This window comes from Vibrio sp. OPT41, from assembly GCF_015163595.1.
Classification (GTDB): Bacteria; Pseudomonadota; Gammaproteobacteria; order Enterobacterales; family Vibrionaceae; genus Vibrio; species Vibrio alginolyticus.
The window spans coordinates 116,710-141,994 of record NZ_JADDYH010000054.1; the positions used below are offsets into that span (position 1 = coordinate 116,710).

23 protein-coding genes are annotated in these 25,285 nt (G+C 44.3%); 11 read left to right on the forward strand and 12 right to left on the reverse strand.

Translation table 11 applies throughout. From position 1 onward, the window contains the following. Window positions 1–206: 206 nt before the first annotated feature. From IQP38_RS19415 to IQP38_RS19430, 4 genes are all read right to left on the reverse strand, one after another. Complete coding sequence (locus tag IQP38_RS19415) at window positions 207–1,553, reverse strand: magnesium transporter (RefSeq protein WP_005373641.1); 1,347 nt, start codon at window positions 1,551–1,553, stop codon at window positions 207–209. Between the two features lie 112 nt (window positions 1,554–1,665). Then, the gene (locus IQP38_RS19420; RefSeq protein WP_005385593.1) at window positions 1,666–2,988 is read right to left on the reverse strand and encodes an ABC1 kinase family protein; all 1,323 of its coding nucleotides are present in this window, start codon (window positions 2,986–2,988) and stop codon (window positions 1,666–1,668) included. A gap of 101 nt (window positions 2,989–3,089) precedes the next feature. Continuing rightward, window positions 3,090–4,313 (reverse strand): HlyD family secretion protein, encoded by a 1,224-nt coding sequence (locus IQP38_RS19425; RefSeq protein WP_193837922.1) that lies wholly within the window; start codon window positions 4,311–4,313, stop codon window positions 3,090–3,092. Continuing rightward, window positions 4,313–4,639, reverse strand: coding sequence for an MFS transporter (locus tag IQP38_RS19430; RefSeq protein WP_017635162.1), 327 nt, complete (start codon window positions 4,637–4,639; stop codon window positions 4,313–4,315). Before IQP38_RS19430 ends, IQP38_RS19425 begins: the two co-directional genes overlap by 1 nt. Before the next feature lie 107 nt (window positions 4,640–4,746). On the opposite strand from IQP38_RS19430, the gene IQP38_RS19435 reads away from it, so the two are divergent. Beyond that, window positions 4,747–5,748: an AraC family transcriptional regulator gene (locus IQP38_RS19435; RefSeq protein WP_062731051.1), complete on the forward strand. Its 1,002-nt coding sequence runs from the start codon at window positions 4,747–4,749 to the stop codon at window positions 5,746–5,748. Between the two features lie 90 nt (window positions 5,749–5,838). Here the strand turns inward: IQP38_RS19435 and IQP38_RS19440 are convergent, their stop codons facing one another. Both IQP38_RS19440 and IQP38_RS19445 read right to left on the reverse strand, forming a co-directional pair. After that, window positions 5,839–6,528 carry a hypothetical protein gene (locus IQP38_RS19440; RefSeq protein WP_017635164.1) on the reverse strand — a complete coding sequence of 230 codons (690 nt, stop codon included), beginning with the start codon at window positions 6,526–6,528 and terminating at the stop codon, window positions 5,839–5,841. A gap of 12 nt (window positions 6,529–6,540) precedes the next feature. Continuing rightward, on the reverse strand, window positions 6,541–8,082 hold the full coding sequence (locus IQP38_RS19445; RefSeq protein ID WP_033906362.1) for a hypothetical protein: 1,542 nt from the start codon (window positions 8,080–8,082) through the stop codon (window positions 6,541–6,543). Window positions 8,083–8,448: 366 nt separating this feature from the next. Here IQP38_RS19445 and IQP38_RS19450 point away from each other — a divergent pair, with 366 nt between their 5' ends. Both IQP38_RS19450 and IQP38_RS19455 read left to right on the forward strand, forming a co-directional pair. After that, entirely contained in the window at window positions 8,449–9,141 is a 693-nt protein-coding gene (locus IQP38_RS19450) for a response regulator transcription factor (protein WP_005373624.1), read from the forward strand. Between the two features lie 3 nt (window positions 9,142–9,144). Next, a complete protein-coding gene (locus IQP38_RS19455) occupies window positions 9,145–10,467 on the forward strand; it encodes an ATP-binding protein (protein WP_047101179.1) in 1,323 nt (440 codons plus the stop codon). On the opposite strand, the gene IQP38_RS19460 is transcribed toward IQP38_RS19455, so the two are convergent. Continuing rightward, the gene (locus IQP38_RS19460) at window positions 10,448–11,104 is read right to left on the reverse strand and encodes a pyridoxamine 5'-phosphate oxidase family protein (RefSeq protein ID WP_017635166.1); all 657 of its coding nucleotides are present in this window, start codon (window positions 11,102–11,104) and stop codon (window positions 10,448–10,450) included. The two genes, IQP38_RS19455 and IQP38_RS19460, sit on opposite strands and share 20 nt — an antisense overlap. A gap of 100 nt (window positions 11,105–11,204) precedes the next feature. On the opposite strand from IQP38_RS19460, the gene IQP38_RS19465 reads away from it, so the two are divergent. Beyond that, window positions 11,205–12,650 (forward strand): PLP-dependent aminotransferase family protein, encoded by a 1,446-nt coding sequence (locus IQP38_RS19465; RefSeq protein WP_017635167.1) that lies wholly within the window; start codon window positions 11,205–11,207, stop codon window positions 12,648–12,650. Here the strand turns inward: IQP38_RS19465 and yjeH are convergent, their stop codons facing one another. After that, window positions 12,651–13,913 (reverse strand): L-methionine/branched-chain amino acid transporter, encoded by a 1,263-nt coding sequence (yjeH, locus tag IQP38_RS19470; protein ID WP_017635168.1) that lies wholly within the window; start codon window positions 13,911–13,913, stop codon window positions 12,651–12,653. It lies immediately after the preceding gene. A 327-nt stretch (window positions 13,914–14,240) separates the two neighbouring features. Between yjeH and IQP38_RS19475 the strand changes: the two genes are divergently transcribed. The 3 genes from IQP38_RS19475 to IQP38_RS19485 all read left to right on the forward strand — a co-directional run bounded on the left by IQP38_RS19475 (window position 14,241) and on the right by IQP38_RS19485 (window position 16,375). After that, entirely contained in the window at window positions 14,241–14,696 is a 456-nt protein-coding gene (locus tag IQP38_RS19475) for an Lrp/AsnC family transcriptional regulator (protein ID WP_005373615.1), read from the forward strand. Window positions 14,697–14,736: 40 nt separating this feature from the next. Next, window positions 14,737–15,651: a LysR family transcriptional regulator gene (locus IQP38_RS19480; RefSeq protein ID WP_017819875.1), complete on the forward strand. Its 915-nt coding sequence runs from the start codon at window positions 14,737–14,739 to the stop codon at window positions 15,649–15,651. Window positions 15,652–15,760: 109 nt separating this feature from the next. Beyond that, window positions 15,761–16,375: a LysE family translocator gene (locus IQP38_RS19485; protein ID WP_005373611.1), complete on the forward strand. Its 615-nt coding sequence runs from the start codon at window positions 15,761–15,763 to the stop codon at window positions 16,373–16,375. Window positions 16,376–16,517: 142 nt separating this feature from the next. On the opposite strand, the gene IQP38_RS19490 is transcribed toward IQP38_RS19485, so the two are convergent. Both IQP38_RS19490 and IQP38_RS19495 read right to left on the reverse strand, forming a co-directional pair. Continuing rightward, complete coding sequence (locus IQP38_RS19490) at window positions 16,518–16,739, reverse strand: hypothetical protein (RefSeq protein WP_021035939.1); 222 nt, start codon at window positions 16,737–16,739, stop codon at window positions 16,518–16,520. A 240-nt stretch (window positions 16,740–16,979) separates the two neighbouring features. After that, window positions 16,980–18,413: a glyceraldehyde-3-phosphate dehydrogenase gene (locus IQP38_RS19495; RefSeq protein ID WP_025767937.1), complete on the reverse strand. Its 1,434-nt coding sequence runs from the start codon at window positions 18,411–18,413 to the stop codon at window positions 16,980–16,982. 615 nt (window positions 18,414–19,028) lie between these two features. Here IQP38_RS19495 and IQP38_RS19500 point away from each other — a divergent pair. After that, window positions 19,029–21,665: a hybrid sensor histidine kinase/response regulator gene (locus IQP38_RS19500; RefSeq protein ID WP_017635171.1), complete on the forward strand. Its 2,637-nt coding sequence runs from the start codon at window positions 19,029–19,031 to the stop codon at window positions 21,663–21,665. 68 nt (window positions 21,666–21,733) lie between these two features. Here the strand turns inward: IQP38_RS19500 and IQP38_RS19505 are convergent, their stop codons facing one another. Both IQP38_RS19505 and IQP38_RS19510 read right to left on the reverse strand, forming a co-directional pair. Then, window positions 21,734–23,077 (reverse strand): MATE family efflux transporter, encoded by a 1,344-nt coding sequence (locus IQP38_RS19505; protein ID WP_017635172.1) that lies wholly within the window; start codon window positions 23,075–23,077, stop codon window positions 21,734–21,736. 121 nt (window positions 23,078–23,198) lie between these two features. Then, window positions 23,199–23,513, reverse strand: coding sequence for a DUF496 family protein (locus tag IQP38_RS19510; protein ID WP_005373603.1), 315 nt, complete (start codon window positions 23,511–23,513; stop codon window positions 23,199–23,201). A 241-nt stretch (window positions 23,514–23,754) separates the two neighbouring features. Between IQP38_RS19510 and IQP38_RS19515 the strand changes: the two genes are divergently transcribed. The 3 genes from IQP38_RS19515 (at window position 23,755) to IQP38_RS19525 (ending at window position 25,088) form a co-directional block, all read left to right on the forward strand. After that, window positions 23,755–23,958 carry a hypothetical protein gene (locus IQP38_RS19515; RefSeq protein ID WP_031777159.1) on the forward strand — a complete coding sequence of 68 codons (204 nt, stop codon included), beginning with the start codon at window positions 23,755–23,757 and terminating at the stop codon, window positions 23,956–23,958. 165 nt (window positions 23,959–24,123) lie between these two features. Continuing rightward, window positions 24,124–24,774 carry a YceH family protein gene (locus IQP38_RS19520; protein ID WP_005373594.1) on the forward strand — a complete coding sequence of 217 codons (651 nt, stop codon included), beginning with the start codon at window positions 24,124–24,126 and terminating at the stop codon, window positions 24,772–24,774. Beyond that, window positions 24,771–25,088 (forward strand): GIY-YIG nuclease family protein, encoded by a 318-nt coding sequence (locus IQP38_RS19525; protein WP_053304534.1) that lies wholly within the window; start codon window positions 24,771–24,773, stop codon window positions 25,086–25,088. Before IQP38_RS19520 ends, IQP38_RS19525 begins: the two co-directional genes overlap by 4 nt. Window positions 25,089–25,285 lie beyond the last annotated feature (197 nt).

A 25,285-nucleotide genomic window follows, 5' to 3' on the forward strand; every position in this document is an offset into this window, starting at 1 on the left:
ACTAACAACGTCAGTTGGCTAGGTGACCCTCGGCTTAAGAAGGGTCGATTTATATAATGCAGTTACTGTGCCAACTTTAATATGCCCTAAAATACGTAGTTTCTGTGACATGCGTTGCTTAAAGTTTGAGTGTGTTTGCAATTTGCAACTGCGTTATGCAATTTGACTCTATTATGCTAATGATTGATTAATAAACAATGAACCTTTTAAAGCATGACTAAACTCGCCGTTCCTAAAAAGGCGAAAAAACCAACTACATCTGTCACTGTTGTTAGAATCACCGAGCCAGCCAAAGCGGGGTCCAATTTAAACTTATCCAGAATAATGGGAATCAGCACACCAAATAAAGCTGCGGTAATAATATTGACGATAATGGCGAGCGCGATGGTTCCCCCTAGAACCGGAGATTGAAACCACAATCCAGCGAGCCCGCCGATGATTAACGCCCAAGCAATGCCGTTCAGAGAGCCAATACCCAACTCATTTTTCAAAAGCTTGAAGCGGTTACCTGGGGTGATCTGATTAAGCGCCATCGCACGAATCATTAGAGTGAGCGTTTGGCTGCCAGCAATGCCCCCCATGGATGCAACAATTGGCATGAGCACCGCCAAAGCCACTACCTGAGCAATTACATCTTCAAATAGTCCGATAGTGACAGACGCCAAAATCGCAGTAAGCAAATTGATGCCTAACCAAACACCGCGCTTTTGCGAGCTTTTTAATACTGGCGCAAACAAGTCATCGCCTTCATCCATACCTGTACCGGCCATCAAACGTGCTTCGTAGATTTCACGCTGTGTACTCAATGCAAACTGCCAATCGACTTCACCGATCAGTGTTTGGTCTGCATCAGTTACAGGGAGAGCGGGCAGTGTGCTGTGTTCTAATGCCTCTACCGCTTCAGGAAGCATCATTTTACTGTCTAGCACCGTCACAGCCTCAATAACGAGTGTTTTTAAGCGAGTATCGGGGTCACCACGCAAGATATCGAAGTAGTTGACCGTTCCACGATACTGTTTATTACGATTAATCAGATACACCTGTTGAGGCGTGTCGTAGCTATAGCGCTCCATTAACTGCTTAGCTGTCCCAATCGTAATGTTGAAGGGCAGGGTGATGATCTTACGTTCAGCCCAGTGGCCGAGTTCTTCATCAGCATACTCGTTTGCTTGATCGTAAAGTTCCAACTCATCTTTTTCTATCAACGAGAGCGCTTCGTTGATGATCGACTCTGGCAACGAATCGGCCCATTCGATGAGCGATAAGTTGTCGAGTTTAGCGAGAGTGAGCTTTAGCTCGACTTCAGATAACGCATTGATGATAGAGAAACGTACGTCCGCACGCATTTCCGTTAACACGTCGATATGTAGCTCTAGTGGTAAAGCTCGCCATAAGCGAACACGATCGTCGATTGGAAATGCTTCTAGAATCAGGGCAACCGCGCCGGGCTCGAGGCCCGCTTCAATAGATTCATTGAGCGTTGCGACTTGATCCGCTTCTTCGGCTTGGCCAATTTGCTGGATTAGAGTGGAGAGATCTTGAAACTTGCTCACCGAGTACCCCGATAGTTAATTCGTTTTATGGAAGTATGGCATGTTATTGAGATGCACAACTATGCATCTTAACCTTGCTCAAGGTACTTGAAAGTAACAGAAAAACAATAGGCTATTCGCTGTTGATGGTGAGATATGGCTGTACCAATTGGCGAATGTTCACTTTTGCGCCAATACGGGCTGCCAGCAAGTACATTCCGCCGATTTTTCTGTGTAAAAATAGGGCATCTGCTGGTGGAGTATGCCAGTATTCTTGCTCCATGCTTAGAATGGTGCCAGCCTCGCGAAGCTTTTGTGCTAAGCCGCTGGCTTTGAAATCATAGGGCTCATCGACCAACATAGGTTCACATGCCATTTTCACTAGATCGAGAATCGCTTGGCGTTGGTCTGGAAGGATGGTTTGGCTGAAGAAGCCTATTTGTTCAAGCGCATCATTCAAGCCTTGTTCGTCATTGTTAACGACAGATGCGAAAGCTTGGCGATAACCAGTGCTGAACCGCTCGCTGTACTCGCGAGTGGCCCCGAAATCTAGCAAGCCGATTTGACGAGTGTTTTCGATATATAAGTAGTTGGCGAAATTTGGGTCGGTTTGTACCATCTTAAATTCGAACAGCTCTCGAAACAGTAATTCGAGTAGGCTGTGCATGACAAAATCTCGCGTACTCTGATCATAATGTTCGATTTGCTCAATCGGACTGCCATCAATGAATTCCATCGCGAGAACGGAGTCTGAGCAACTTTCAGTATGAATCTTGGGCACCACAAAATGAGGGTGCTCCTTCAAAGCGTCATGATAACGAATGGCAAATTGTGCCTCTCGTGCGTAATCGGCCTCGTCATGTAGCTGCTTTTTCGCTTCTTCGAGCAATCCTTTGTAGTCGACAGACTCGGGAATCAACCCAACGACCTTGAGCAGTGTACCGACATTATCGACGTCGCTATCGATACTTTTCCGTATGCCCGGATATTGCACTTTGACGGCTAGGTTATCGCCCGCATCGCTGTAGGCTTGGTGCACTTGTCCTATTGATGCACTGGCGATTGGTTTGAAGTTAAATGACAGAAACTCAGCTTTCCAATTCGTTCCTAGCGAACTTTCCATTACTGCGTTGAGTTGTTTTGCAGGCATTGGGTCTGCGTTGGAACGAAGACGGGAAAGAATATCGGCAAGTTCAGGTTCTAAAACATCACCAGCATCCATTGATAGCATTTGACCAAGCTTCATTGCAGCGCCACGCAGGTGAGCAAGTTGGTCAGTTAAGCGCGCGATGTTCTGTGGCGTCAGCAAGAGGTCTTTCGCTTTTGGTTTGTTGCCTTTGGCTATCTGCTTCGTGCCTTCTGCAATCACATTGCCTGCGACACGGGTAGCAAGTGAAGCGAACTTGCTGAATCTTGAGATGCGATGGGTAGGTAGGCTTCTTTCCTTTGCCGACATGAATCTTCTCCGCTATTTACTAACTAATTGTTATACGGGAAAAGGATATGTTTGGATACAAATGAAAAGAAAACCGCCAGCGTAACTGGCGGTTTGCGAGTTTAGATAGAGTAGAAGAAGTACAGTTGAGACTTCATTCGGATGATGATCCCGCGAATCACATCTAAGAAGGCCATGAAGCCTATCGGTTTTTCACCGCTGACCCATGCGAGGCCAACAGAGCCAACAGGGATGTCGGAGCCTTCTGGCTCATCAATCTTAAGACGAACAAAGTGGTGTTTGTTCTGTAAGTTCTTTCCAGTGGTGACACGTACGGAATCATCGAAACCCAGTAGATTACCTTGTGACTCACCTGTTGCTTCAACAATGCCTTCGACGGTCGCTGAGAAGATCTTACCTGGGTAAACGGACGAAGAGAATTCCGCTGGCTGACCCGGTTTGATGTTACGAATCGCTTGGTGGTTCACTCGCATCAGTACGTACTTCTCGTTGGTGTACATATTAATACGTGGCATCGCTGATACGCGCTGACCTTCACGCAGGATAAAGTTAGTTACAAAGCCATCACTAGGTGCATGCACTTTGGTGCTGTTCAAATCCCATTGTGCTTTTGCAATTTGCTCTTCCGCTTGACGCAATTCAGCCTGCTTCGTTTCAACCGCTAACTCCGCTTTATGAATCGCCAGCTTCGCACGTGAAATATCGACTTGTTTCTTCTTGATTTGAGATTCAAGAGTCAACACATTGTGGCGAGCCATGTCTACTGTGCTCGACTGTTTGTCGATGTCGCTTTCCGTGATGGTGTTTTGCACCACTCGGTTTTGCTCAACATAGCGAACTAGCATCTTTTTCTGCAATTTGTAGTCAACTTTCGCCGCTTCCAACTGGCTCTTTGATGTTTCTAGATCTTGCACTAGCGCTTCGTGGTTAGCTTCTTCAATCTCGATGTCGCCTATTGCTGTAGCTAATGCAACGCGAGCAGAATCAGCGGATACGTTCGCTTGATTTAATGCGATGTTGTATTGCGTTGGGTCAAGTTCATAAATGAGCTGACCTTCTTTAACTTGCTGATTCGGCTCAATGTAAATGTGGTCAACTTTACCTTTTACATTGGTTGAATCTGGACGCAATTGGATGTGTGGCGACTGCACGACAGAACCGCCGGATAAATCCATCGGGGTGAAGTTAATCAAACCTACCCAGACGAACATTAGCCAACCCAAGCCGCCAAGATAAGCGAACGATTTGGTTGCTTTGTTCCAAGGCATGCCAACCAAACGCAACAGATAGATGAAGAGTGCCCATACCGCTAAACCTTCTAACATTATGCTTCCTCTTTTGGCTGTGTTTCTGTTTGCGGTTTACTTTTCCATGTATCACGCAGATTGATGATGGCTTTTTCCATATCAACGAATGCAAAGATCACGGCTAGCACCCAAACCCAGTGCCAGACAAACCCTATCCAGGTCAGCGCAGTGATGAGCCCTATCTGATGATGGTCTTTGCTGTGTGCTTTATTGATAGGCAATTCATGGATTTTCCAAAAGCCGTAACACGCGCCCGCGACACTCGCAATTAAAACGACAGCAGCGACAACATGTAACGCCGTATCTGCGCCTGTACCGACAAACGGGACACTCAGTAAACTCATTAAACACTCCTCTATCAAACTGTTGGCGTATTGTGATCTGAATTTGATTTGCGGCTTTCTTTGTGACAGATTCAATCACTACAGGATTAAATTTGATGTGATTGGTTATGAAAACGGTTCGGTTTATTCGCGCGATGGGCATTCTAAACATGCATAACCTCGCGTTATCTAAATACAATTTGGACTCGGATGAGTTAGGGATCCCAGCATCGGTGTTTCGTAACCCAATGACACTGATCCCGCTAAAAGCCGTTGCGGAATGGTACCGTTGTGTTGAACAAGCCAGTGGTGACCCGGATGTGGTGTTGAGTCTCAGCCGAGGTATTGAACTGCAAAAGCTAGGGCCAGTGGGACGCTGGTTATTCTCCGGCAATGATTTAGCCAGTACCATTCGGCGAGTGAATTATGGTGTGAGCAACCTACAATCAGGGGCGTTTTTTGCTGGCGAACAGTCGGGTAAAATCATCAAATGGACTTACCACAACCCGTTTATAGAAACGTCAGTAAAGGTGCACGATAGTATCCGCTGTGCGGTATTTATGATTAAGGTGTTACGCGAATTTCTTGGCAAAGATTACCAGCCTTTACGTGTCAAGGTTTCAGGCTCGAGAAAAAATACTGAGCGATACCGGGAATATTTCGGCTGCGAGGTGGAATGGAGTCAGCCAAAAACAGAGATATGGATCCCGGGAGATGACCGACTAGCTTCTCGCCAAGTGAGCCATCGAGAAGACAACCGTCTAGCGATGAGTTTTTCCGATTTGGATGATTTGCTTAATATGCCCGACCCAGAAGATGAGTTGAAAGTGATTTATGAAGTGGTGAATTACAGCAGCCATTATGGATTGCCAACGTTAGAGCGCGTGTCTTCTCTGCTTGATTTATCTGAACAGCAGTTTCAACGTCGTTTGCATAAATTAGGGCTCAATTTTTCGACGGTTTCTGGCTATGTATTGAGTAATATTGCAGCTGGTTTGTTGAGTAAGCGCGTGAGTATTGATGACATTGCCACGCGCCTTGGTTACACCAATGTGGCGAGCTGCAATCGTATGTTTAAGAAACATCGTGGATTAACGCCCAAGCAGTATATGGGAAGATTAGAGAAGTAGTGCTCCACTTATTTCTATGAGTACAAGCAATAAAAGCCCTCAAAAAAGTAGAGGGCTTTGTTTTTTGTGTGTTGTTGTTTTATGTAATGGCTATTTTTTAGGGCGCCAACTTAGTGCACTTGCAACAGCGCCGATGGCAACTACATCCTTTTTTTGTTCGCTAAGTTCAGGGAGCATCTGTACCGCAATGGTACCGTTCGTCTGCACAGCGGCAATTTCTTGTGTGCCTTCCTTAAAGCTATAACCCAATGGAATGTCTACCGCCATCATGGCGTCAGGACTAGTATGTACAGTTTCTACATTAAAGTGGGTGCTACCAATACGCACTATGCCTGTCTCTTTTTTCTCAAAGCTGATGTCGATGAGAGCCGATTTTGGCTCCATCGCAAACTCACCGACTTTTTTACCATCTTGAGTAATGTCACAGGTGTAAGGATCATTCCCACCAAAATCGACGCCCATGTAGTTAACCGACATACCGCCTCCGGTGCAGTTCAAAAGCCAAGTTTCCCCGCTGTCGATACGAGTCACTTCTGCGCCCATTGAACCTTCTTTGAAAGAGATACGGTTAAACCAACTTGAGTTAGAAGCACTGCGTGAATACTTGCCTTTGTACTTACCAGCAAAATCAAAATGGCCATCTGCACCGAATCCCCAAAAATCACCGTCGGTTTTGATCAGCATTTCTGGTTGTGCTTTTACGGCATCAGTACGATCCATGACGGCTAGGCCACCACAACCAACAAGGAGCAAGGGAGCGAATAGAATAAGTTTCTTCATGTTTTTCATTGTTTATAGCTTGGTTACATCTAGGGTTTGGTCGGTGAATTGGATGTTCTGAATGTCGTACAACTCGTCAGTGCCTGTATTTGGGCACTCAACAGAAACACTCTTTGCTTTGATAACAGTACATTCCGCCAGTTTGTGTGGCACGATATAGGTGTTGATACCGCCTTCACCATAAATGCTGTTGTCTTTGCTGTTGCCTTCAAAAGTATTGTTTTGATCATTACCGATCACATTCATCGCGTCGTCGCCAATGATCTTCACTTTTGTTAGCCACTGAGATTTGTAGGTGTACGCTTCTATCAAACCGTCTTTGTTGGGAGCCATACGGAAGGTAGGTACTGTGCCTGGATTTGTCTTTTCGGTGTAGAGCTTGACGCCCGCAGAGTCGATATTCGCGGTATATTGCAAGTATCCGTGGAATAAGCCACTGATCCAATCAACGGCTTGTGGATCTTGGGTTTGCATTTCTTCACGCGTTAACGCTTGGTAGCCATCTAAACCATGTCCGTTTGCTTTTGCTACGCCCATGTACGCTTCAAAAGCGGCAGCAAAATATTCGTGAGAATATGAAGGGCCCGTTTGTTTCACACTTTCAGGATCGAAGTCGTCCGATTTCCAATCGTCCCAGTCATACTGAGTAGGGCGCCACACCGTCGGTTTGCCCGATTGAATATCGTTATAGATGCTTAACGCATGAGCTTGAATGTCATTTTGCAGTGCCGCAGTCGCCGTGTTAGGTGCAATACCTTGCGCTTGGACCAAGTGTAAAATTTCTTCAAAAGCGGCGTCTCGTTCGGCTTTTTTACCAAGATTGGCGCAGTAATCGGCAAAATTACTCATGTAATGGCAATCGCCTTCAACTGTCAGTTCTCGATACATTAAAGATTGGCTATTCCTTAGCCAGTTTGGTGTTTCTTCACTAGTTACTAATGTTGACGCGATAGATGTGACAAGTGTATCCATATCATCTTCGTTAAGTACGATCATGCTTACAACAAACTTTTCTAGAGAACTCGTATCAAAAGAGTGTGCTAAGCCCGAGTTTGTAACTGCATCGTTCAATTTGTCTTGGCGAATCAGTTCGTTGATAAAGATTTTGGTTAACATCTCATCATTCTGTTCGTCGTTTTCGGTCAGCATTAATGTGGCATCACGCTCGGCTAATGTCTTAGCGATAAGAGACTTGTCAGCACCGTACTTAGAGTCTGGTTGGTTTGTTAGAAGGTGTTGGATGATTTTGGCTGCACGAAAGATTTTTTCATTATTCGCACCGTCATCAACGGCCACAATGTGAAATGTATCGTTGTTGTTTGCTTCGGAAAGGGAGATTTTCACATAGTGGGTGAAGCCCGCATCTGCCGCTACTTTTAACTTGGCCGGAAACTCTGTAGAAACGACAGTTGGGATTGTGACAGTGCTCAATGTTGGCACTGGTGGTGTTGGAGGTGTCGTTGTCGATGGTTTCGAATTAGATTCACTGCCGCCACAAGCAGTTAGACTTATCGCGCAAAATATGGCTAAAGGTGTTAATTTGGAATATCTCATTTCATGTTACTCGTAGACTTTATTAGAGCAAGAAACTTAGAAGCAACATAAAGTCCTGTCTATATAAGCAAACTAAGTCATATATGTTGGTATTGTTTTTTGGTAAGACCTATTATTCGATACATTTGAAAATATAGTGGATTTTTATTCCGAATTTTATTTTCTATGTGAAGCTATATTCTGATAATGAATAAAACCTCAGGTTATTGCATGGCTTTAGGGGTATAGAATGATTAGGATTATCGTATATGTATGGTTTGTAAGCGTATGTAAGCCTGCGTTTTATTAAAATTATCATTTAAGTAGGTTGCGCAGTATAGGACGAGCGATATACTCCCTCCATCATATTGGTGGAGTAAATGATTCATGGTGGGTAATACAATCTTACTGGTAGAAGACGACTCAGAGATTGCTCGATTAACCAAAATGTACCTCGAAGCCGAAGGATATACGGTAACTGTCATCGATAACGGTCAAAATGCATTAGAAACGATTAAGGGGCTCAAGCCGGACCTAGTGCTGTTAGATTTGATGTTACCAGGAAAAAATGGCGCAGAAATATGTCAAGAGGCGCGTAAGTTTTATCATGGTATTATCATTGTTTTGACTGCGACCGATGATGAAATGAGCGAGGTGAGCTTATTTAAGTTTGGTGCTGATGATTACCTTACCAAACCGATAAAAGGCAATATCCTTCTCGCCCGTATTGAAGCAGCGTTGCGTCGCTATTGTCGTCAAGTTGATATCGTTGAAGAAGAAAAGCTGAGCCGATATGGCATTAGTCTTTGTCTTCGTCGCTCCCAAGCATTTTATTTGCAAAAAGATATTGGTTTAACGAGTTCTGAGTTTGAAATTTTAGAGCTCCTGATGCTGAATGTCGATAAGCCAGTATCTCGTGAATCATGTTGCCGTCTTGCCCGAGGCATTGAATACTGTATTACTGATCGTTCGATTGATATGCGTATATCCTCACTAAGGAAGAAATTCTCTAAGGCTCATATCCATACGGCTACCATTAAAACCATACGTCACCACGGCTACATGCTGACAGGTAAATGACGCATGTTTTCCCTGTTTACTCGTCTATATGTGGGGTTAGTAACTGGCCTTGCGCTGACTGTTGCTTTGTTTCTCTTTATGGGGGAAGAGTACATGCGCAAAACAGAAGTCGGTGTTTTTTTGAGTGACGGTGCTTATTTTGTCGATCAATACATTGAGCAACGAGGCACTCCGGATTCTCTCTACAAGAAGTTAACCGAAAACGGCAAGCAAGATTTCTTTATCTTTGATTTAACATTGGTTGAAAACTGGGACGGATCACCGCCTTGTCGAGATTGTAATCTGCTGTACCGTATGCAAGGGATACCTGTTTATCTTATTGATGGCAGTACCTATGCTGCGGTATTCCCTTTGCCTAACACTTCGAAGAGTTTAGTTTTCAAAGAAAAAACGGATTTCTTTAGCCCACACGTTGATTGGAATGAAGATTCTGAGATTGTATTTATACTTACTCTACTTTTGGTTGTTGTATGCAGTTTAGGCATTATGGTTTACATACCTGTACGACGTCTTGACCGCCAAATTCGGCAACTAACGGCTGCGCAACAACAATTTGGTTCTGGTGAGTTGAATACGCGAGTCGAGCTAAAGCAATTTTCGCAACCCGTGAAAGAGCTCGCCCAAGGCTTCAACTGCATGTCTGAAGAGATTGAGAGACGAGTGCGCCAAACACACATCTTTACTCAAGCTATTCCTCATGAAGTGCGCACTCCGCTGAGTCGTATTCAGCTAGCGACGGATTTAGCTCGACGCACGAGTGGTGAAATGCAGGCAGAGTTACATGACGATATTGAACGATACGTTGATGTCGTGACGGATTTAACGTCCGACATTGTCATGCTGTCTCGCTTGAGTGTGAAAAACCACTCATGGATCGATTCTGTTGAAACCATGGAACTGCCACTTTGGTGTAAAAGCCGCATGAATTACCTAGGCTTAGAGTCCGCCATGTTGAGAGCAGAAAATAAACTCGCGAACCAATTGATTCACTTTCAGCCTACTTTGGGTAACCTTGTCCTCGATAATTTACTGCAAAACGCCAAGCGTTATGGTGAGTCCTGCGTTGAGGTGACGATTCGAACGGTAGCGGATTGCTGGAGCATCGATATTGAGGACGATGGTCCGGGCATCCCTGAGGCGATGCGAGAAGAAGTATTTATGCCATTTTCGCGCTTAGACAAAAGCCGCAACGCCGACATGAAAGGCTTTGGTTTAGGGCTTGCCATCGCTACCAGTGCAGCGCGGCAACTGGGGTGGGAGCTTTCTGTCGGCGAGAGTTACTTAGGCGGCGCACGTTTTACGGTGCTTATTCCTGCCAACGGTTAGAGTAGGCACTGCGGTAGTCTGGCTCTGCGATACCTTCATACAAATCGTCACAAGCTTGCAGCGGACCTACGACGGTTTGGTAGGGTAGGACACCTGCCCAAACAGGGATGTCCATGTCTTCCGCATCGTCGTTGACGCCAAAATTGCTGATTTTCACCGATGCTTCTGTGAGTGGAATACGCAGCAGCATGGTGGCTTTGAGTTCTTTTTCATTACTCAAACGGACTTGTTCTGTTCTCCCCGGAGCGATCTGTTCAATAAAGTGATTCAGCAACCTGTCTTTCTCTTGGTTATCTTCCACCACCTCAAACTGGCCAAAGACCACAGCACTGCGATAATGCGCACTGTGGTGAAACGCACTTCGAGCCAATACCCAACCATCAAACAAAGTAAAGGTTAAGCACGTTTGCACTCCTTGTTTGAGTGAGCGTAACAGTCGACTGTTGTTGGCACCATGGATATACACGTAATCATCGACACGCCATGCCAGCATAGGGATGACCACAGGGCCTGACTCGTTGGTTATCGCAATATGAGCGATTAGGCTGTCATCTATGATGGCGTGCAGTTTGCTAACATCAGAGACGGCTTTATGTGCGCCTTTCTTAATTTCCGTTCTATTGGTGTTGGATAGCATTTTCTCTCCTTGTTTGCTCACGATTACGAGCGATTGATCCTCATTCTTTGATTGCAATGTAGCGTTTAACTGGTAGCTTAAAGAGAGCCAGTTTTAACTAATGGATGGATCCAGTTTGTCTTTGATTGATATCGGTGACCTGCATTTAAAAGACAGTGAAGGAACGCGTCAGCAAGCGTTGTTTTTGGCTATTCGCAAGAAAATTGTTCAAGGACTGTGGGTGAAGAATGGGAAGCTGCCTTCTACGCGGAAGCTTTCACAAGAGCTTAATCTAAGTAGGAATACCGTGATTTCTGCCTACGAACAGTTAGTGGCGGAAGGGTACTTGAACAGCCAAAAAGGTTCTGGCTTTTATGTTGCCGTAGAACTGCCAGAGCAGTACTTGCCTGAACCTAGTTCAGTTCAGAGAGACTCATCACCGAAAGCTCACTTTGATATCAACCGCGCATTTGCACCGGGTGTGCCGGATTTGGACGCATTTCCGATGGCGCAATGGCAAAAGTTACTCACTCGCCATATGTCTCGTACTTGCTTGTTGGGGAATCAAGATATTCAGGGTAGTTGGGCATTGCGCTGTGCTTTAGCTGACTACCTCGCATCAAGCCGTTCAGTGAATTGTTCTCCAGAGCGCATTATTATTACCTCTGGGGCGCAGCAAGCGTTGTCGATTGCGACGATGGTAGTGCTCAAACAAGGTGATAAGGTTCTGATGGAGCAACCAGGTTACGCGCAAATGCGGAAGTTGATTCAGTTCCAAAACTATCAATTTGAGCCTTTGTTCGTAACAGAGAAATTAGGTTTTGATGTGGAAGCGGTGACCTCAAGCGATGCCGATGCGCTGTATATTACACCAAGTAATCAATATCCGATGGGTACCACACTCAATACCGAGCAAAGAGGAAAGATCATCAACTGGGCGGTCGAACAATCAAGTTGGATCATCGAGGACGATTATGACAGCGAATTTCAGTTTGCTCATCGTCCCTATACCAGTTTACAGGGGCTAGCAGCTCAAATGGGTCGAGATGATCGCGTGTTGTATGTGGGTTCCTTCAGTAAAGTGATGTTTAACGGATTGCGGCTTGGCTACCTTGTAGTTCCTGAACGTTTAGTAGAGCAATGCTTAGTGGTTAAGGATGCGTTAAGTGGTGATTCGCCGACGCATACACAAGAAGCATTGGCAGACTTTATTACTGAAGGTGGGTTATTACGTCATATTCGAAAAATGCGTCGACTCTACAAAACTAAGCATGAACAGATGCATGTATCCATTCAACAGCATTTTGGCGACCGTGTTTGCGTCGTTAGCCAAGCGGCGGGGCTTCATGTTACGTTGAAATGGCAAGACGGTATGGATGAGCAGCGTTTTATAAAACTAGCAGAGCATGAAGGGATCATCTTGCGACCTTTGAGCTATTATGAACACCCAGATTTTCAAGCACGTCACTGGCATGGTGCCGTGCTTGGTTACGGCAATATCGCGTTAGAGAACATAGACGCTGGTATCCAACGTTTAGCTCACATATTTCGAAATGGGAAGCGATGACTATTCAACTACACGTGTTTGTCGCTTATGTCGCCACTGTTTCCAAGGCAGTAAAAGTAGAGTAAAAATGCCAAGTGCATAAAACATTGACCAGCCTAAACATATAAAAACACCGGTACAAAGCAGTAGGGACAGTCCCGCAAGTGTTTTACCAAATCCTCGAAGCAATTTAAAAGCGGCTAACATCGCCAACATGTAAACCAGAACGAATACACTGTTTGCGAGTTTTAGGAAAAACTCCAGATCGAGCTGTGATAGGGTTCCTATCACACAAGATATCAATAATATACCGCCAACTAATATGGTGGCTGAGAAAGGGACACCACGACGCGAAATCTTGGCTAGTGGACTAGAAGGACGATGTTCCCGAGCTTGAGCCCAGACCATTCGCGCTAGGCTCTGTGTGTATAAGTTAACGCTCGCGAAACAAGCGGAGAAACCTATCAAGCTGATTATCCATTTGGCTCCATCGCCTAGTAGTTGGGCACTAAGCCAGGGGATGGATGCGTTATCAAATTGAGCGTTACCATACGCGCCAAATTTTAAAATAACGACAGAGCATGCCCAATAGGTAGCCCCTGCTACAAAACAACCGACCACAATGGCAATAGGGAAATCTCTTTGAGGGTTTTTGAACTCTTCCCCCATATGGGCAAAAGCCTCTATGCCAACAAAACACCAGAACATCACGCCTAACGCTGCGGTAATAGGCCAAATTGACTCTTGTGTGATGGCGGGCATCACAAGATCGGCGCTGTTAACGTCGCCTTTCCATAAAAATGCGCCAACAAGTGCGAAGACACTCAAAGCAATAAGAGTTTGTAAATGACCTGATGATTTTGTGCCCATCAAGTTGACGAACACAAGAAGTACTACCGTGAGAACTTGTGCAAACAGATTGTTGCTAATAGGCTCTGGCAATATTTGTTGTAGGAAGCCTGCGGCGAGTGCAATCGCGGCCGGAACCCCTACCGGAATGACACTAACAAATAGCCAAGCGACACTACTTTCCAGTTTGGCGTTAAAGGCTTTGCGTACAAAAAAGGCTGTTCCGCCCGCGTTGGGGTATCGTTTACCCAGTTGAGCAAAAGTCAGCGCAATAGGACAAATCGCGATGAACAATAAAATCCAAGCCCATAGTGAAAAATGGCCAGCTATACCTGCTGCGATAGCCGGGATCATAAACAGCCCCGTTCCCATTAATGTGGTGGATAACTGTGCGATACCTGATGTGAGTGAAATGTCTTTTTTGAGCTCTTCCATGCGAATTGATTCATCCAATGTTATGAGGTTTATTACGAAAAAGCTTGTGGCTTCTGGTTATTTCGTTTTATGTGTTTAAGCGATGCTATTTATGTGCTGAGTACTTAAGTTGGGAATTTGATTTCAATGTGTTATCTATTTTCTGTTGAAATGGATAACAGCACTCATCTCATGCCCGCCAAATAGCATATCCAAAATGTTAATAACAAAATGATTTACTAAACCGTCAATATGACGGTTGTTTTAAATAATTCCAACAAAATGTTGGTTTCTTATGCAGTTAGAATCGGTATAGAATGAGAAAAATAAGGAAAGCTTGGTAACGGTATGGACAAGTTTGATCATAAGATTGTGGATCTGCTCAGGCACAACGCTCGGCTGTCGGTGACTGAAATTGCGGATAAAGTAAACCTTTCTCGTTCTGCGGTAACGGCCCGTATTCGTAAGCTAGAGCATGACAAAGTGATTCTAGGGTATCACGCTGAAATTGCGCCTTCGGGTGGGGATTCGATTTGCGCCTATTTTGCCTTAAAGTTCGATAAATCAACCTCTACGTATTATTGCGAATCATACGCGGACGAGTTATACAAAATTGATGGCGTAAAATGGTGTCATGCGATCAGCGGTGAGACGGACATGATGGTTTTTGTCGAAGTGCCTACGATGGCTCGCTTGAACGAAATCAGAGATCAAATTCAACGATATCCAGAGCTTCGAAACCTGATGACTCATACCGTCTTAGCTGAATTCTTTAACACGACTGGGAACCTGTTTGTGAAGTGACCATGAATGGATGCCATGTTGAAAACCCTTCAGAGCGAATATGTTAAACAACATTAATTTGAATCTACTTAGATCCTTGCATGTACTTTTAGAGGAGTGTCATGTCAGCCGGACCGCAGACCGTTTGCACATTACGCAGTCTGCCGTCAGTCGACAGCTTGCACAATTGCGCGATCTGTGTGGTGACCCACTGCTTATTCGTCAAGGTAATCAACTGATACCAACGCCACGAGCAATAGCGTTAAAATCAAAGCTTGATGCATTACTGGCTGAGTTTGACCATTTACTCGATGACCAACCTTTTGAGCCGCGGCAGTGGCAAGGTGAGCTTGTTATTGCTTCTAGTGACTACGTGGCGCAATACGTATTGCCCGATATTGCCTCTCACTTGGGTGAACAAGCGCCACAGTTAGATATGGCGTACCGACTGTGGCAACCCAACTTTCTTGATAAACTTCATGAGACGGGCATCCATATCGCGTCTTCTATGTATCCAGAAAAACCACAGAGTGTGTCGAGCGTTAAAATTGGTGAGGATTCATCAGTTTGTTTGATGAAATCTTCTCATCCGTTAGCAAAGCAGGACCAGATCAGTATTGAAGACTTGATTTCATATTCACACATCAAAGTGACTGGCGGCGGAGACAAAGATTCCTACACTGATTTAGCATTGAAAGAGCTAGGGCACACCCGCCACGTTACCTTTAAGGTTCCATTCTTCTCTGCTGCGATCAATCGCTTAGTTGCAAGTGAGCACCTGATGGTGGCTCCTGAACATATTGCCGTTAACCTCGCTAAGCATTGGGACTTAACCCATAAAGCATTACCACTCGAAACACCTATTCATCAATATTGGTTAATGTGGCACCCCAAATACGACACGGATCCTGCGCATAAATGGGTGCGAGAAGAGATTCGCTCAGTAATGCAAATTTCTGAATATTCCATTCGCTAATACGTACACCGTTTAGCTATGACTTGAAGTCATGATTAGTATGAATAACTTTGATTTCTAATTATACCTCTTCCGTTGATAGAGTGAGCGTCAAAGAGGGGAGATTCTTATGACACTAACAGTTTGGTTATCACTTTTTACCGTGTGTTTATTAGGGGCTATGTCACCAGGTCCCAGTTTAGCTATTGTCGCTAAGCACTCGTTGGCTGGTGGACGTATCAATGGATTAGCTACGGCTTGGGCTCATGCGTTTGGCATTGGTATATATGCGTTTATTACCTTGATTGGGCTCGCTGTTGTTTTGCAGCAAAGCCCGATGCTGTTCAAGACGATTAGCCTTGTGGGTGCGGCATATCTTGCGTATTTAGGGTTTAATGCTTTGCGTTCAAAAGGTGGTGTGGCTGCGAAGTTGGAGTCAGGTGAGGAAACAACGGTAATCCAGTCTGCGCGAGAAGGCTTTTTTATCTCGATTTTAAGTCCCAAAATTGCTTTGTTTTTTATCGCATTATTCAGTCAGTTTGTCGCGCTCGGTAATGATTTGAGTAATCAGATGATCATTGTTGCCACGCCGTTTGTTGTGGATGGGCTTTGGTACACCTTTATTACCCTAGTGCTATCGAGCTCTAAAGTCGTTGACAGAATTCGCTCTAAGGCAGTGTTGATTGATCGTTTGTCAGGGGTAGTACTCATGCTGCTGGCTCTTAGAGTGGTCGTAACGGTATAGACAAGCTCGCAAGACAGAAATACTAAAAGCAGCCCGTGTGGCTGCTTTTCAAAAAAGCACCCTGCCATTTTAAGGACAGGGTGAAAGCAAGAAGTTTCTCAGGAGCGGTCTGGGGAGAGAAACTCATCTAAATCTTATTTACTTACCGTCGAACCTCTTCAAATTCACCTTCAATCGCATCTGCTTTACCTGTATTAAATTCATATTCTTCGTGCATTTCTCTCTGCATTTTCTTGACGCGATTTTCAATACGCTTGCCGGTAATTAATGCTGCGATGGTCAACGGAATCGCAATGATCAAGCTAAATACTAACGTAAAAAAGCCGGTAATCAGTGCTAGTGCAGTTACAATAATCCGATTCATAATCATGACCTCTCTGTAATTTATGTGCTCAGATTAATGCTGTGAACATGAACAAAACATGAATGCTGACGTTTACTTTGTCCGGAGAGTGTCAAATGAATGAAACGAAAAAACGCCTGAGAGTGATCAGGCGTATAAACGGGGAAAAATATTAGTAATGCGCATGGCGCTTATTATTTAGAACAAATATGAGATATTGTCCGTTACGCTATGTGGTTAACGTTGTGGAGCAAAGTTCACCTATCGAGGGAATGTTTGGTAACGAACACCCATCATTTGTTCCATACAGTGCACAACTTGGCAGCTGTAACCGAATTCGTTGTCGTACCAGATGTAAAGTACACAACGCTTGTCTTGTGCGATAGTCGCTTGACCATCTACGACGCCTGCATGGCGAGAGCCAACTAAGTCAGTTGATACAATTTCTGTTGAATCGGTGTAGTCAATCTGTGCCGAAAGCTCAGAGTTCAACGCCATTTCACGCAAGTAATCGTTCAGTGAATCACGGTCTACGTCTTCACCTAAGTTTAGATTAGCGACTGCCATAGAAACGTTTGGTGTCGGTACGCGTATCGCGTTGCCTGTTAGCTTGCCTGCAAGCTCTGGCAATGCTTTAGCAACTGCTTTTGCCGCACCTGTTGAAGTCAGAACCATGTTTAGTGAAGCACTACGTCCGCGACGGTCACCAGAGTGGAAGTTGTCGATCAAATTTTGGTCGTTTGTGTATGAGTGCACGGTTTCAATATGGCCAGAAAGAACACCATATTTATCGTTCAGAGCCTTAAGGACTGGCGTGATTGCATTTGTTGTACAGCTTGCCGCAGAGATGATGGTGTCATCTTCTTTAATTACCGACTCATTTACACCGAATACAACGTTTTTGATGTCACCTTTACCTGGTGCTGTTAGCAGTACTTTCTCTGCGCCTTTACACGCTAAGTGCTGGCTCAGACCTTCAGAATCACGCCAAACACCTGTGTTATCAACAACTAGCGCGTTATTGATACCGAAAGCTGAGTAATCCACTTCGCTTGGGTTATTTGCGTAGATGATTTGGATGTAGTTGCCGTTAACGATCAGTGCTTTACGCTCTTCATCGATAACAATGCTACCGTTGAACTGACCGTGAACTGAGTCACGACGCAGCAAGCTAGCACGCTTCTCCAAATCGCCTTTTTTACCGCCACGAACCACAATCGCACGTAGTCTTAGTGGGTAACCTGGACCACTTTTCTCAATGAGAAGGCGAGTAAGTAGTCGACCAATGCGACCGAACCCGTAAAGAACCACATCACGCGCTTTCAATGAAGAATCTGCGTCGCGAGCGCCATCAAGTGCAGTGATAAGGAAATCGTTTAGAGAGCTTGTATCGTCATGTTCATTCCAGTACATAGTTGCCAATTGGCCAACATCGACACGGCATGAAGAAATGCTCATTTCACAAAGCGCTTGAATAATAGGCATCGTGTGCTCAAGCGAAAGTGGGTTACCGGTATAACGTCTTGCAACGCGATGAGTTTTGAGAATGTCTATAGTAGTAGCATTAATAAGCGTTTTACCAAACAGAACCACTTCGATTCCTTTTTGACGATATAGCTTACCAATTAGAGGGGAAATAGATTCAGCAATCGTTTGGCTAGTTTGCCAGTCTTGGAGATATTTCTCTGGACTCATTGTTGTATTAGACCTTTCACGTTTTGGGGGCTAACCATACTCTCTGCTGTTGCCTCTTCGGCAGCGTGCAAGAGTGTGGTGGGTTATGTAATCGGGTTGTAATAGTTATGTGTGCGGATTCTAAGGTCGGAGTCCTTATTCTGCTAGGAAAATTAAATCCAGTGTAAAACACTACTTAAGGGGACGTTAGTGGTGGATTAATGTGACTAAAGCAGTGGTTTTCACGTATTGACATTTAGAAAGTAACTTACTTTTTTTGCGATGATAACGTTTGCTTTCAAATTAGTTTTGTTGACAAAAATGGATATTTTGCATTTTTGTGTGATTTGACTCGATAAGGCAACTCAATAGGTAAACATACAATAGATGATTTCCTGAAAAGTGATGCGACTCTTAGTTGTGAGTGAAACTTTATTGTTTGCATCCAACTTTAAGATCAAAAAATATGACTTGAATCACAATTGCCACTTCATTAGCCGATGATAAAACACTCACAATAACCATAATCTAGGTAGGTGAATGTTGTTTGAAAGTAACAATGTCGTATATGCCTTTCAATGCAAGAAACTAGTCTAATATTAAATAAACGGATGAAATCAACCATTAGGCTGATGGATGTTGAGATTATCAATAAAAACACGCTTAGCACTCCTCGCACTATTACCCGCTGTGGTAATAGTGGTGTTTGCAGTTCAGCAGTTTTCTGATAATGCGTTGCGCGTGAGCCGTCTCAATCAAACGGTTAGCAATATTCAAGGTTTCCAATTGATATCCAAGGCCTCCCACTTTATTTACTCCATAGAGAAAGTACGCCGACAGCCTGATCTTCAAGTCTCTGCAGCCATTAATATTGAAGAACAAGGTGAAGTTATTTCTTCTTTGCATCAAAAGTTTGTGAGTAACCCTAATACTGCTGAGTATGCTGATGAACTGAAAGAAGCCATGCTGGGGGTATTGTCAGGTAGATTGAGTGAGATGGACGACCTGGGTGATTGGGCATTTCAACAGCTCCAAAATATGTCGCGCTCTTTGTTGCAAAATCATCAATGGTATGGCAGTGACGATGGCATTCGCATGCAAAATTTTATTGCCTACCTTGCTCAGCTCTCTTTTTGGACACAGAAAGAAGCTTGGCTGACGAACCGTTTAGTCCAAGACCCTGAGAGTCGGCTAAGTCAAAGTATGTTTTATCAGGCGATTGACCGACAGCAGCAAAATTTGGATGCGTTTTTAAACTTAGGTGGGTCATACGAGCAAGTGGATAAATTGCTTGGCTTGTTTACTTCGCCGAGATATCAGAGAAACTTAGCGTCTCGCGGACAATTAATGTCAGGAGACATGTCACAAAGTGACTACACCGCGTATTTAAAAGAACTCGATTTTCGTGTGCAGCGCTTACAAGTGCTCATTGATGGGTTCACCAAACAAACTGAGCAGTCGCTTCTCACGCAGGTTCATGAACAAAAGGCCAATATAGCGATGATCAGTTTTGGCGTCGCCTTAGTGGTTATCCTGCTTTGTTGGCTCGGATTTAGTACTTGGTTCCGAGTTAACAGCAAACTCGATGCGATCATTCATACTTTAAACGCGTTGATCAACTCCGAAGAGAAGCAAACAAAAGTCAAAGTTGATGGAAGTGATGAACTGACCATTTTTGCTCAGCAAGTGAATCGAGTGGTTGAAGAAATGCAGAGACAAACTGAAGAAATACTGCATGCAAAAGAGTCAGCAGTATCGGCTAATCGTGCAAAATCTGTGTTTCTTGCCAACATGTCACATGAAATACGCACGCCCCTTAACGGGATCATGGGCATGACAGAAATACTCTCTCAAAGTGAGTTGTCTTCGCATCAACAAGAAGTTGTTGATGACATTGACTCCTCATCTCAAACACTGCTTACTTTACTTAACGATATATTGGATCTCTCTAAAATCGAGTCTGGACGATTGGAGCTGTCACTAGTAGAAGCGGATATCCGAGAAGTCGTGTATCAGTCGGTGATTTTATTCCAATCCAAAGCAACATCTAAACAGCTAAAGTTAGGTATTAATTTAGCTGAAAATATCCCCATTCGCGTGATGGTCGATGATCATCGTGTCAAACAGGTAGTTACGAATCTGGTATCGAATGCGGTTAAGTTTACCGAAAGTGGGCATGTATGCGTTGATGTTAGTTATGAGGAATTACTTGAGAAAGAACGTGGAGTGCTGACGTTTAAAGTAGAAGATACCGGAATAGGCATTGATCAAGATAAGTTAACCACGATTTTTGAACCCTTTACTCAGGAAGATGAAGGAGTGTCGAGGCAATTTGGCGGTACAGGGTTGGGTTTGGCAATTTGTTGTCAGCTTGTGTCGATGATGGGGGGCAAGCTCGTAGCAACATCTACAAAAGGAGTGGGCACATGCTTTGAATTCTCGATTGAGGTTGAAGCAATTCCGGTGTTTGGCTGGCGTTCGGAGGTGATTAATAAAGGGCTTTTGATCTGCTCAAATTACGACTACGCCGACCAAGTATTAAAAGAGTGTCGCTTAGCGAAAATCAATCTCTTTGGTGTTAATAATGTGAATGAAGTGCAAGCGATAAATGATGACTTTGATGTCATATTTCTGTGCCACAGTAACGACGCTAATACCGATGAAATCTTGGATAATCTATCATTTAATTACGATCTTCGCCGTGTGATTATTTGCCAGCATCATTTATCCACTCCCTACGAAAATGCAGAAAAAGTACATGCCGTACTCACATTACCTTTCCTTGGCAATCGATTTAAGCATGTCATTGATGATTTAGCTAAGGTTGAAAAGACCATATCAAGTGACAATGTCACCAATAATGTTGTCAGCTCTGAATATCGAGCGTCGCGCTCTCATCGCAGGATCTTAATTGCGGAGGATAACTTGATGAACCAGAAAATAGCGAGTTTCTTTCTGGATAAAGCAGGTTATGACTATTTGATAACAAGCAACGGTCAAGAAGCGTTAGAAGCCATCACAAAGGGAGAAGAATTCGATGCAATTTTAATGGACTGCATGATGCCCGTGATGGATGGACTGACCGCGACGAAAGAAATTCGTCGTTGGGAAAAGAAAGCAGGACGTGAAAAAACGATGATTATCGCACTCACTGCGAGTGTTTTGGAAGAAGACATCCACAACTGTTTTGCGGCAGGCATGGATGCTTATTTACCTAAGCCGTATAAATCGAACCAGTTATTTGAGCTCTTTAGTGAATTAAAACTCGCCTAGCTAACATTTCAACTTAGACAAGGCGTCAAAACGATAAAGCCCCACTTCAGGGGCTTAGTTCTGATTATTCATTGTTGTGCGTTGGCTTGCGCGCCTGCGAGTTTGCGTATGGTTTGGCGATAGGTTAGGTATGCGGAAACACCAGCTAACAGGTTGCCGATACAAGCGCCTAAGAGTAAACCTCGGATTCCATCCATTTGAGCGCCAACCCACAAGCACGGTAGGAAAAAGACAAACAAGCGCAGCGCTGAAATGGTGAGCGCGGTGTAAGATTTGCCTAATGCATTACAAAGAGAAACCATTAGCATACAAACCCCTAATGAACCCAAACTGATCGGCACTATCAGTAAATGCATTTCCAAGACTTGCTCCACTTGCACATCACTTGTCATCAATAATGCGAGTGGGTTTGCGACGGCAAATGTAATGGCAGCAATCAAAAGTTGGAAACCTAGAATGAATTTTACGGCAATACTGACGAGCCTTTGGATATCTTCATAGTTCTTTGCTCCAAGTAAGCGTCCAACCATTGGAGGCATAGACATTGTCAGCGCCAAGACCGAAACGATAGCAAAGAACTCATAGCGTGAACCAAGCGCCCAAGCGGCGACTGCTGCGGTTCCAAAGCTTGCCAATAATTTTGTTGCTAGCATGGAAGACAACGGTGGCAGCAGTTGGCTAATCATCGCAGGGCCCATAATGTTACCGATAGATGCAACACTTTTGGCTACGTTAAGATCTTGCCATTGTGTCGTTGCCCAGTGATTCTTTTTCACGCGAGGAGCGACGACTAAAATACCAAACCCAAAAGCGACGATGGTTGCTATTGCCGCTCCGTTAATACCCAAGTCAAACGTGAAAATAAATAGCGGATCGAGTACAAGGTTCACGCCGCTGGTTATCATCATCATTGTGCCAGGTAACATTGTATTGCCATTAGCTCGGCAGATACTGTAATAAAAATACAAAACCGCACCAGTCCATGAGCTTAATAACCACCAAGGCCAGTAACTGTCGATTATCGGCATAACAGATTCTGGAGCGCTTAATAGAGCTAAAATGGGGTAGCGCAAAAGCCAAATTAGCCCGCCAAAAATAGCGACACCAATTGAGCCGATCATCAATACCAATCCGCCAAGTTGTTTGGCATACTGGCTTTCATTCGCCCCAAGAGCTTTAGAAATGACCGCTGTCGTTGCGATCCCTAGACCGACTTGAATGCCGATAATGACCATTTGCAAAGGCAGAGTGAAACCTTGAGCGGCTAACGGTAAAACGCCGAGCTGACCGATAAACGCGCTATCCACAAGCTGAAAGCTCATTAAAGACAGAACGCCAAAAAGCATTGGCCAGGTCATCGTAAATAATTGTTTTGCAAGCGTTGGTTGTGTACTTGTCGTAGTTGAAGACATAGAAAGCTGAATGCGTTAGGAATAAGAGTTAGATTGATTGTACACGGCGGTTAGTTTAGAGACAAAAATAAACCCCGAGGAAGATATTCTTGCTCGGGGTTCGAAAATCTAGCTCACGCGTTTATTTTTTGCCGCTAGTTTGCTTGTCTTCTTCAGTCAGCTCACGAATGCGACGGCTGATGTCACGACGTGCTTTAGAGATCTCAGCGCTTTTAATGATGTGGTCATCAACACGATCTTCATAGTCTGCTTTCATATTTTTGATGATTGCGACGATTTCATCGTGAGTCATTTCTGGTTTGATGTAGTCTAGAAGGTTTTCTAGAAGATCAACACGTTTGCGGTTATCACGAACTTTCTTCTCGTTATCAAGAAGCTCACGTTTTAGTTTGTTTTTACGACGAGCTTGGTTAACGATTTCAAATACGCTACTCATAGTTCTCTTTCCTAATTTTATGAATATCTTCCTCGATTAAAGCACAACATCCAGTGGCATAACAGTCTTTAGATCAATAGCAATGCAGAGTTGAACATTTCTCAACCAATTGCGCTGTGTCCATATAATCGTGCTGCTTTCTTCGAGTTTTGGCCAACAACGTAGAATCCATCGATTCATTGTCATAACGTGGCCTTCACTATATTATCAACACCATTGAATGCAAAATGATGAACTTGATATGGACTCTGGTAACACTGCGGAGCAAGTAAATAGTCAAGATAATGAGCAAGTCACTCGCTCTGTGGCTGAAAAGTTAAAAACGGCGTATATCAACGCTCGTGAGCAACTCGAAATCATCGAAGTTGAGCTTAATCGTTCAAAAATAATGATGGTCGACCAAGATGGCAATTTGACGAGAGTGCCGATTCTCTCGGAGCATTGATACCTGACCCTATTCGTAAGGGGTGTCAGGTCTTACGCTATGCTTTAGCCTGACACCAACACCTGAACCGCTAACGCTTCTTGCACTGCTGTGTGAATTTATGGCGTATGATTTCGAAGCGATTTAGGTACAAAGTCAAATGCAAAAATAATAAGGAAATGCATTATGAAAGTTGAGCTAACGGCAATTGAAGCACGAGTTATTGGTTGCTTGATCGAAAAAGAAGTCACTACCCCAGATCTTTACCCCCTCAGCCTGAACGCATTAACCAACGCGTGTAATCAAAAAAGCAACCGTGATCCCGTGATGTCACTCTCTGAGTCAGACGTTCTCGATGCCGTTGATGCTCTTATTGAGCGCAGGCTCGTCAGTGACGAAAGTGCGTTCAACAGCCGCGTCAGCAAGTATCAACACCGTTTCTGTAATACGGAATTTGGTGATTTAAAGCTGACAGAGCAGGAGAAGGGCATTGTATGCTGTATGCTTTTGCGCGGTGCTCAAACACCTGGGGAAATTCGTACTCGTACTAATCGTCTCGCGACATTTCATGATGTAAAAGAAGTGGAAACGGTCCTTGAGCATTTAGCAAGCGAAGAGAAAGGACCATTAGTGGTCAAATTACCACGTGAGGCTGGTAAGCGGGAGTCGCGTTATATGCATTTGTTCTGTGGTGATGTTGATGCGTCCGAACTTGCAGCGCCTGTGTCTGCTGCAAGCTCGAGCTCCGATCGAGTAAGTCAGCTAGAGCTCGAAGTCGCTCAGCTGAAAGAAGAGCTGGATGAATTAAAAGCTAAGGTTGAGTCACTGCTTTCATGATGGAAAATACAACGCAGCGTTGGAGTGTCTACCTGATACGAAATAACCGCAACGCGTTGTATTGTGGTGTTACCAATGATGTTGAACGAAGATTCAATCAGCACCAAACCGGAAAAGGAGCGAAAGCTTTGAAGGGAAAAGGCCCTTTGGTATTGGAATGGTCATCGGATTTTGAGTCAAAGACGCTTGCCATGCGAGCAGAGTACTATATTAAGCAACTAACTAAAGCGAAAAAAGAGCTGCTCGTTATGTCAAAAGCAAATATTGTCGTCGACGAACATCAACAAATGATGTTAGAGATAGTGGCACTCTGATAAGCCCTTGCTACGCAAAGATACACGGAAACCGCCTATGTCACATTGGCGGTTTCTTTTTGTTTTTGGAGTACCATGTAGGAATAAACTGACGCATAATGGGCTGGTGTTCTGTTTACAGGTCCTGAGTATGAAAAGCGCGAAATGTCTCTACGTCATCGAGACAAAGGAAGCGACTCAATGTACTTTATTTGCAT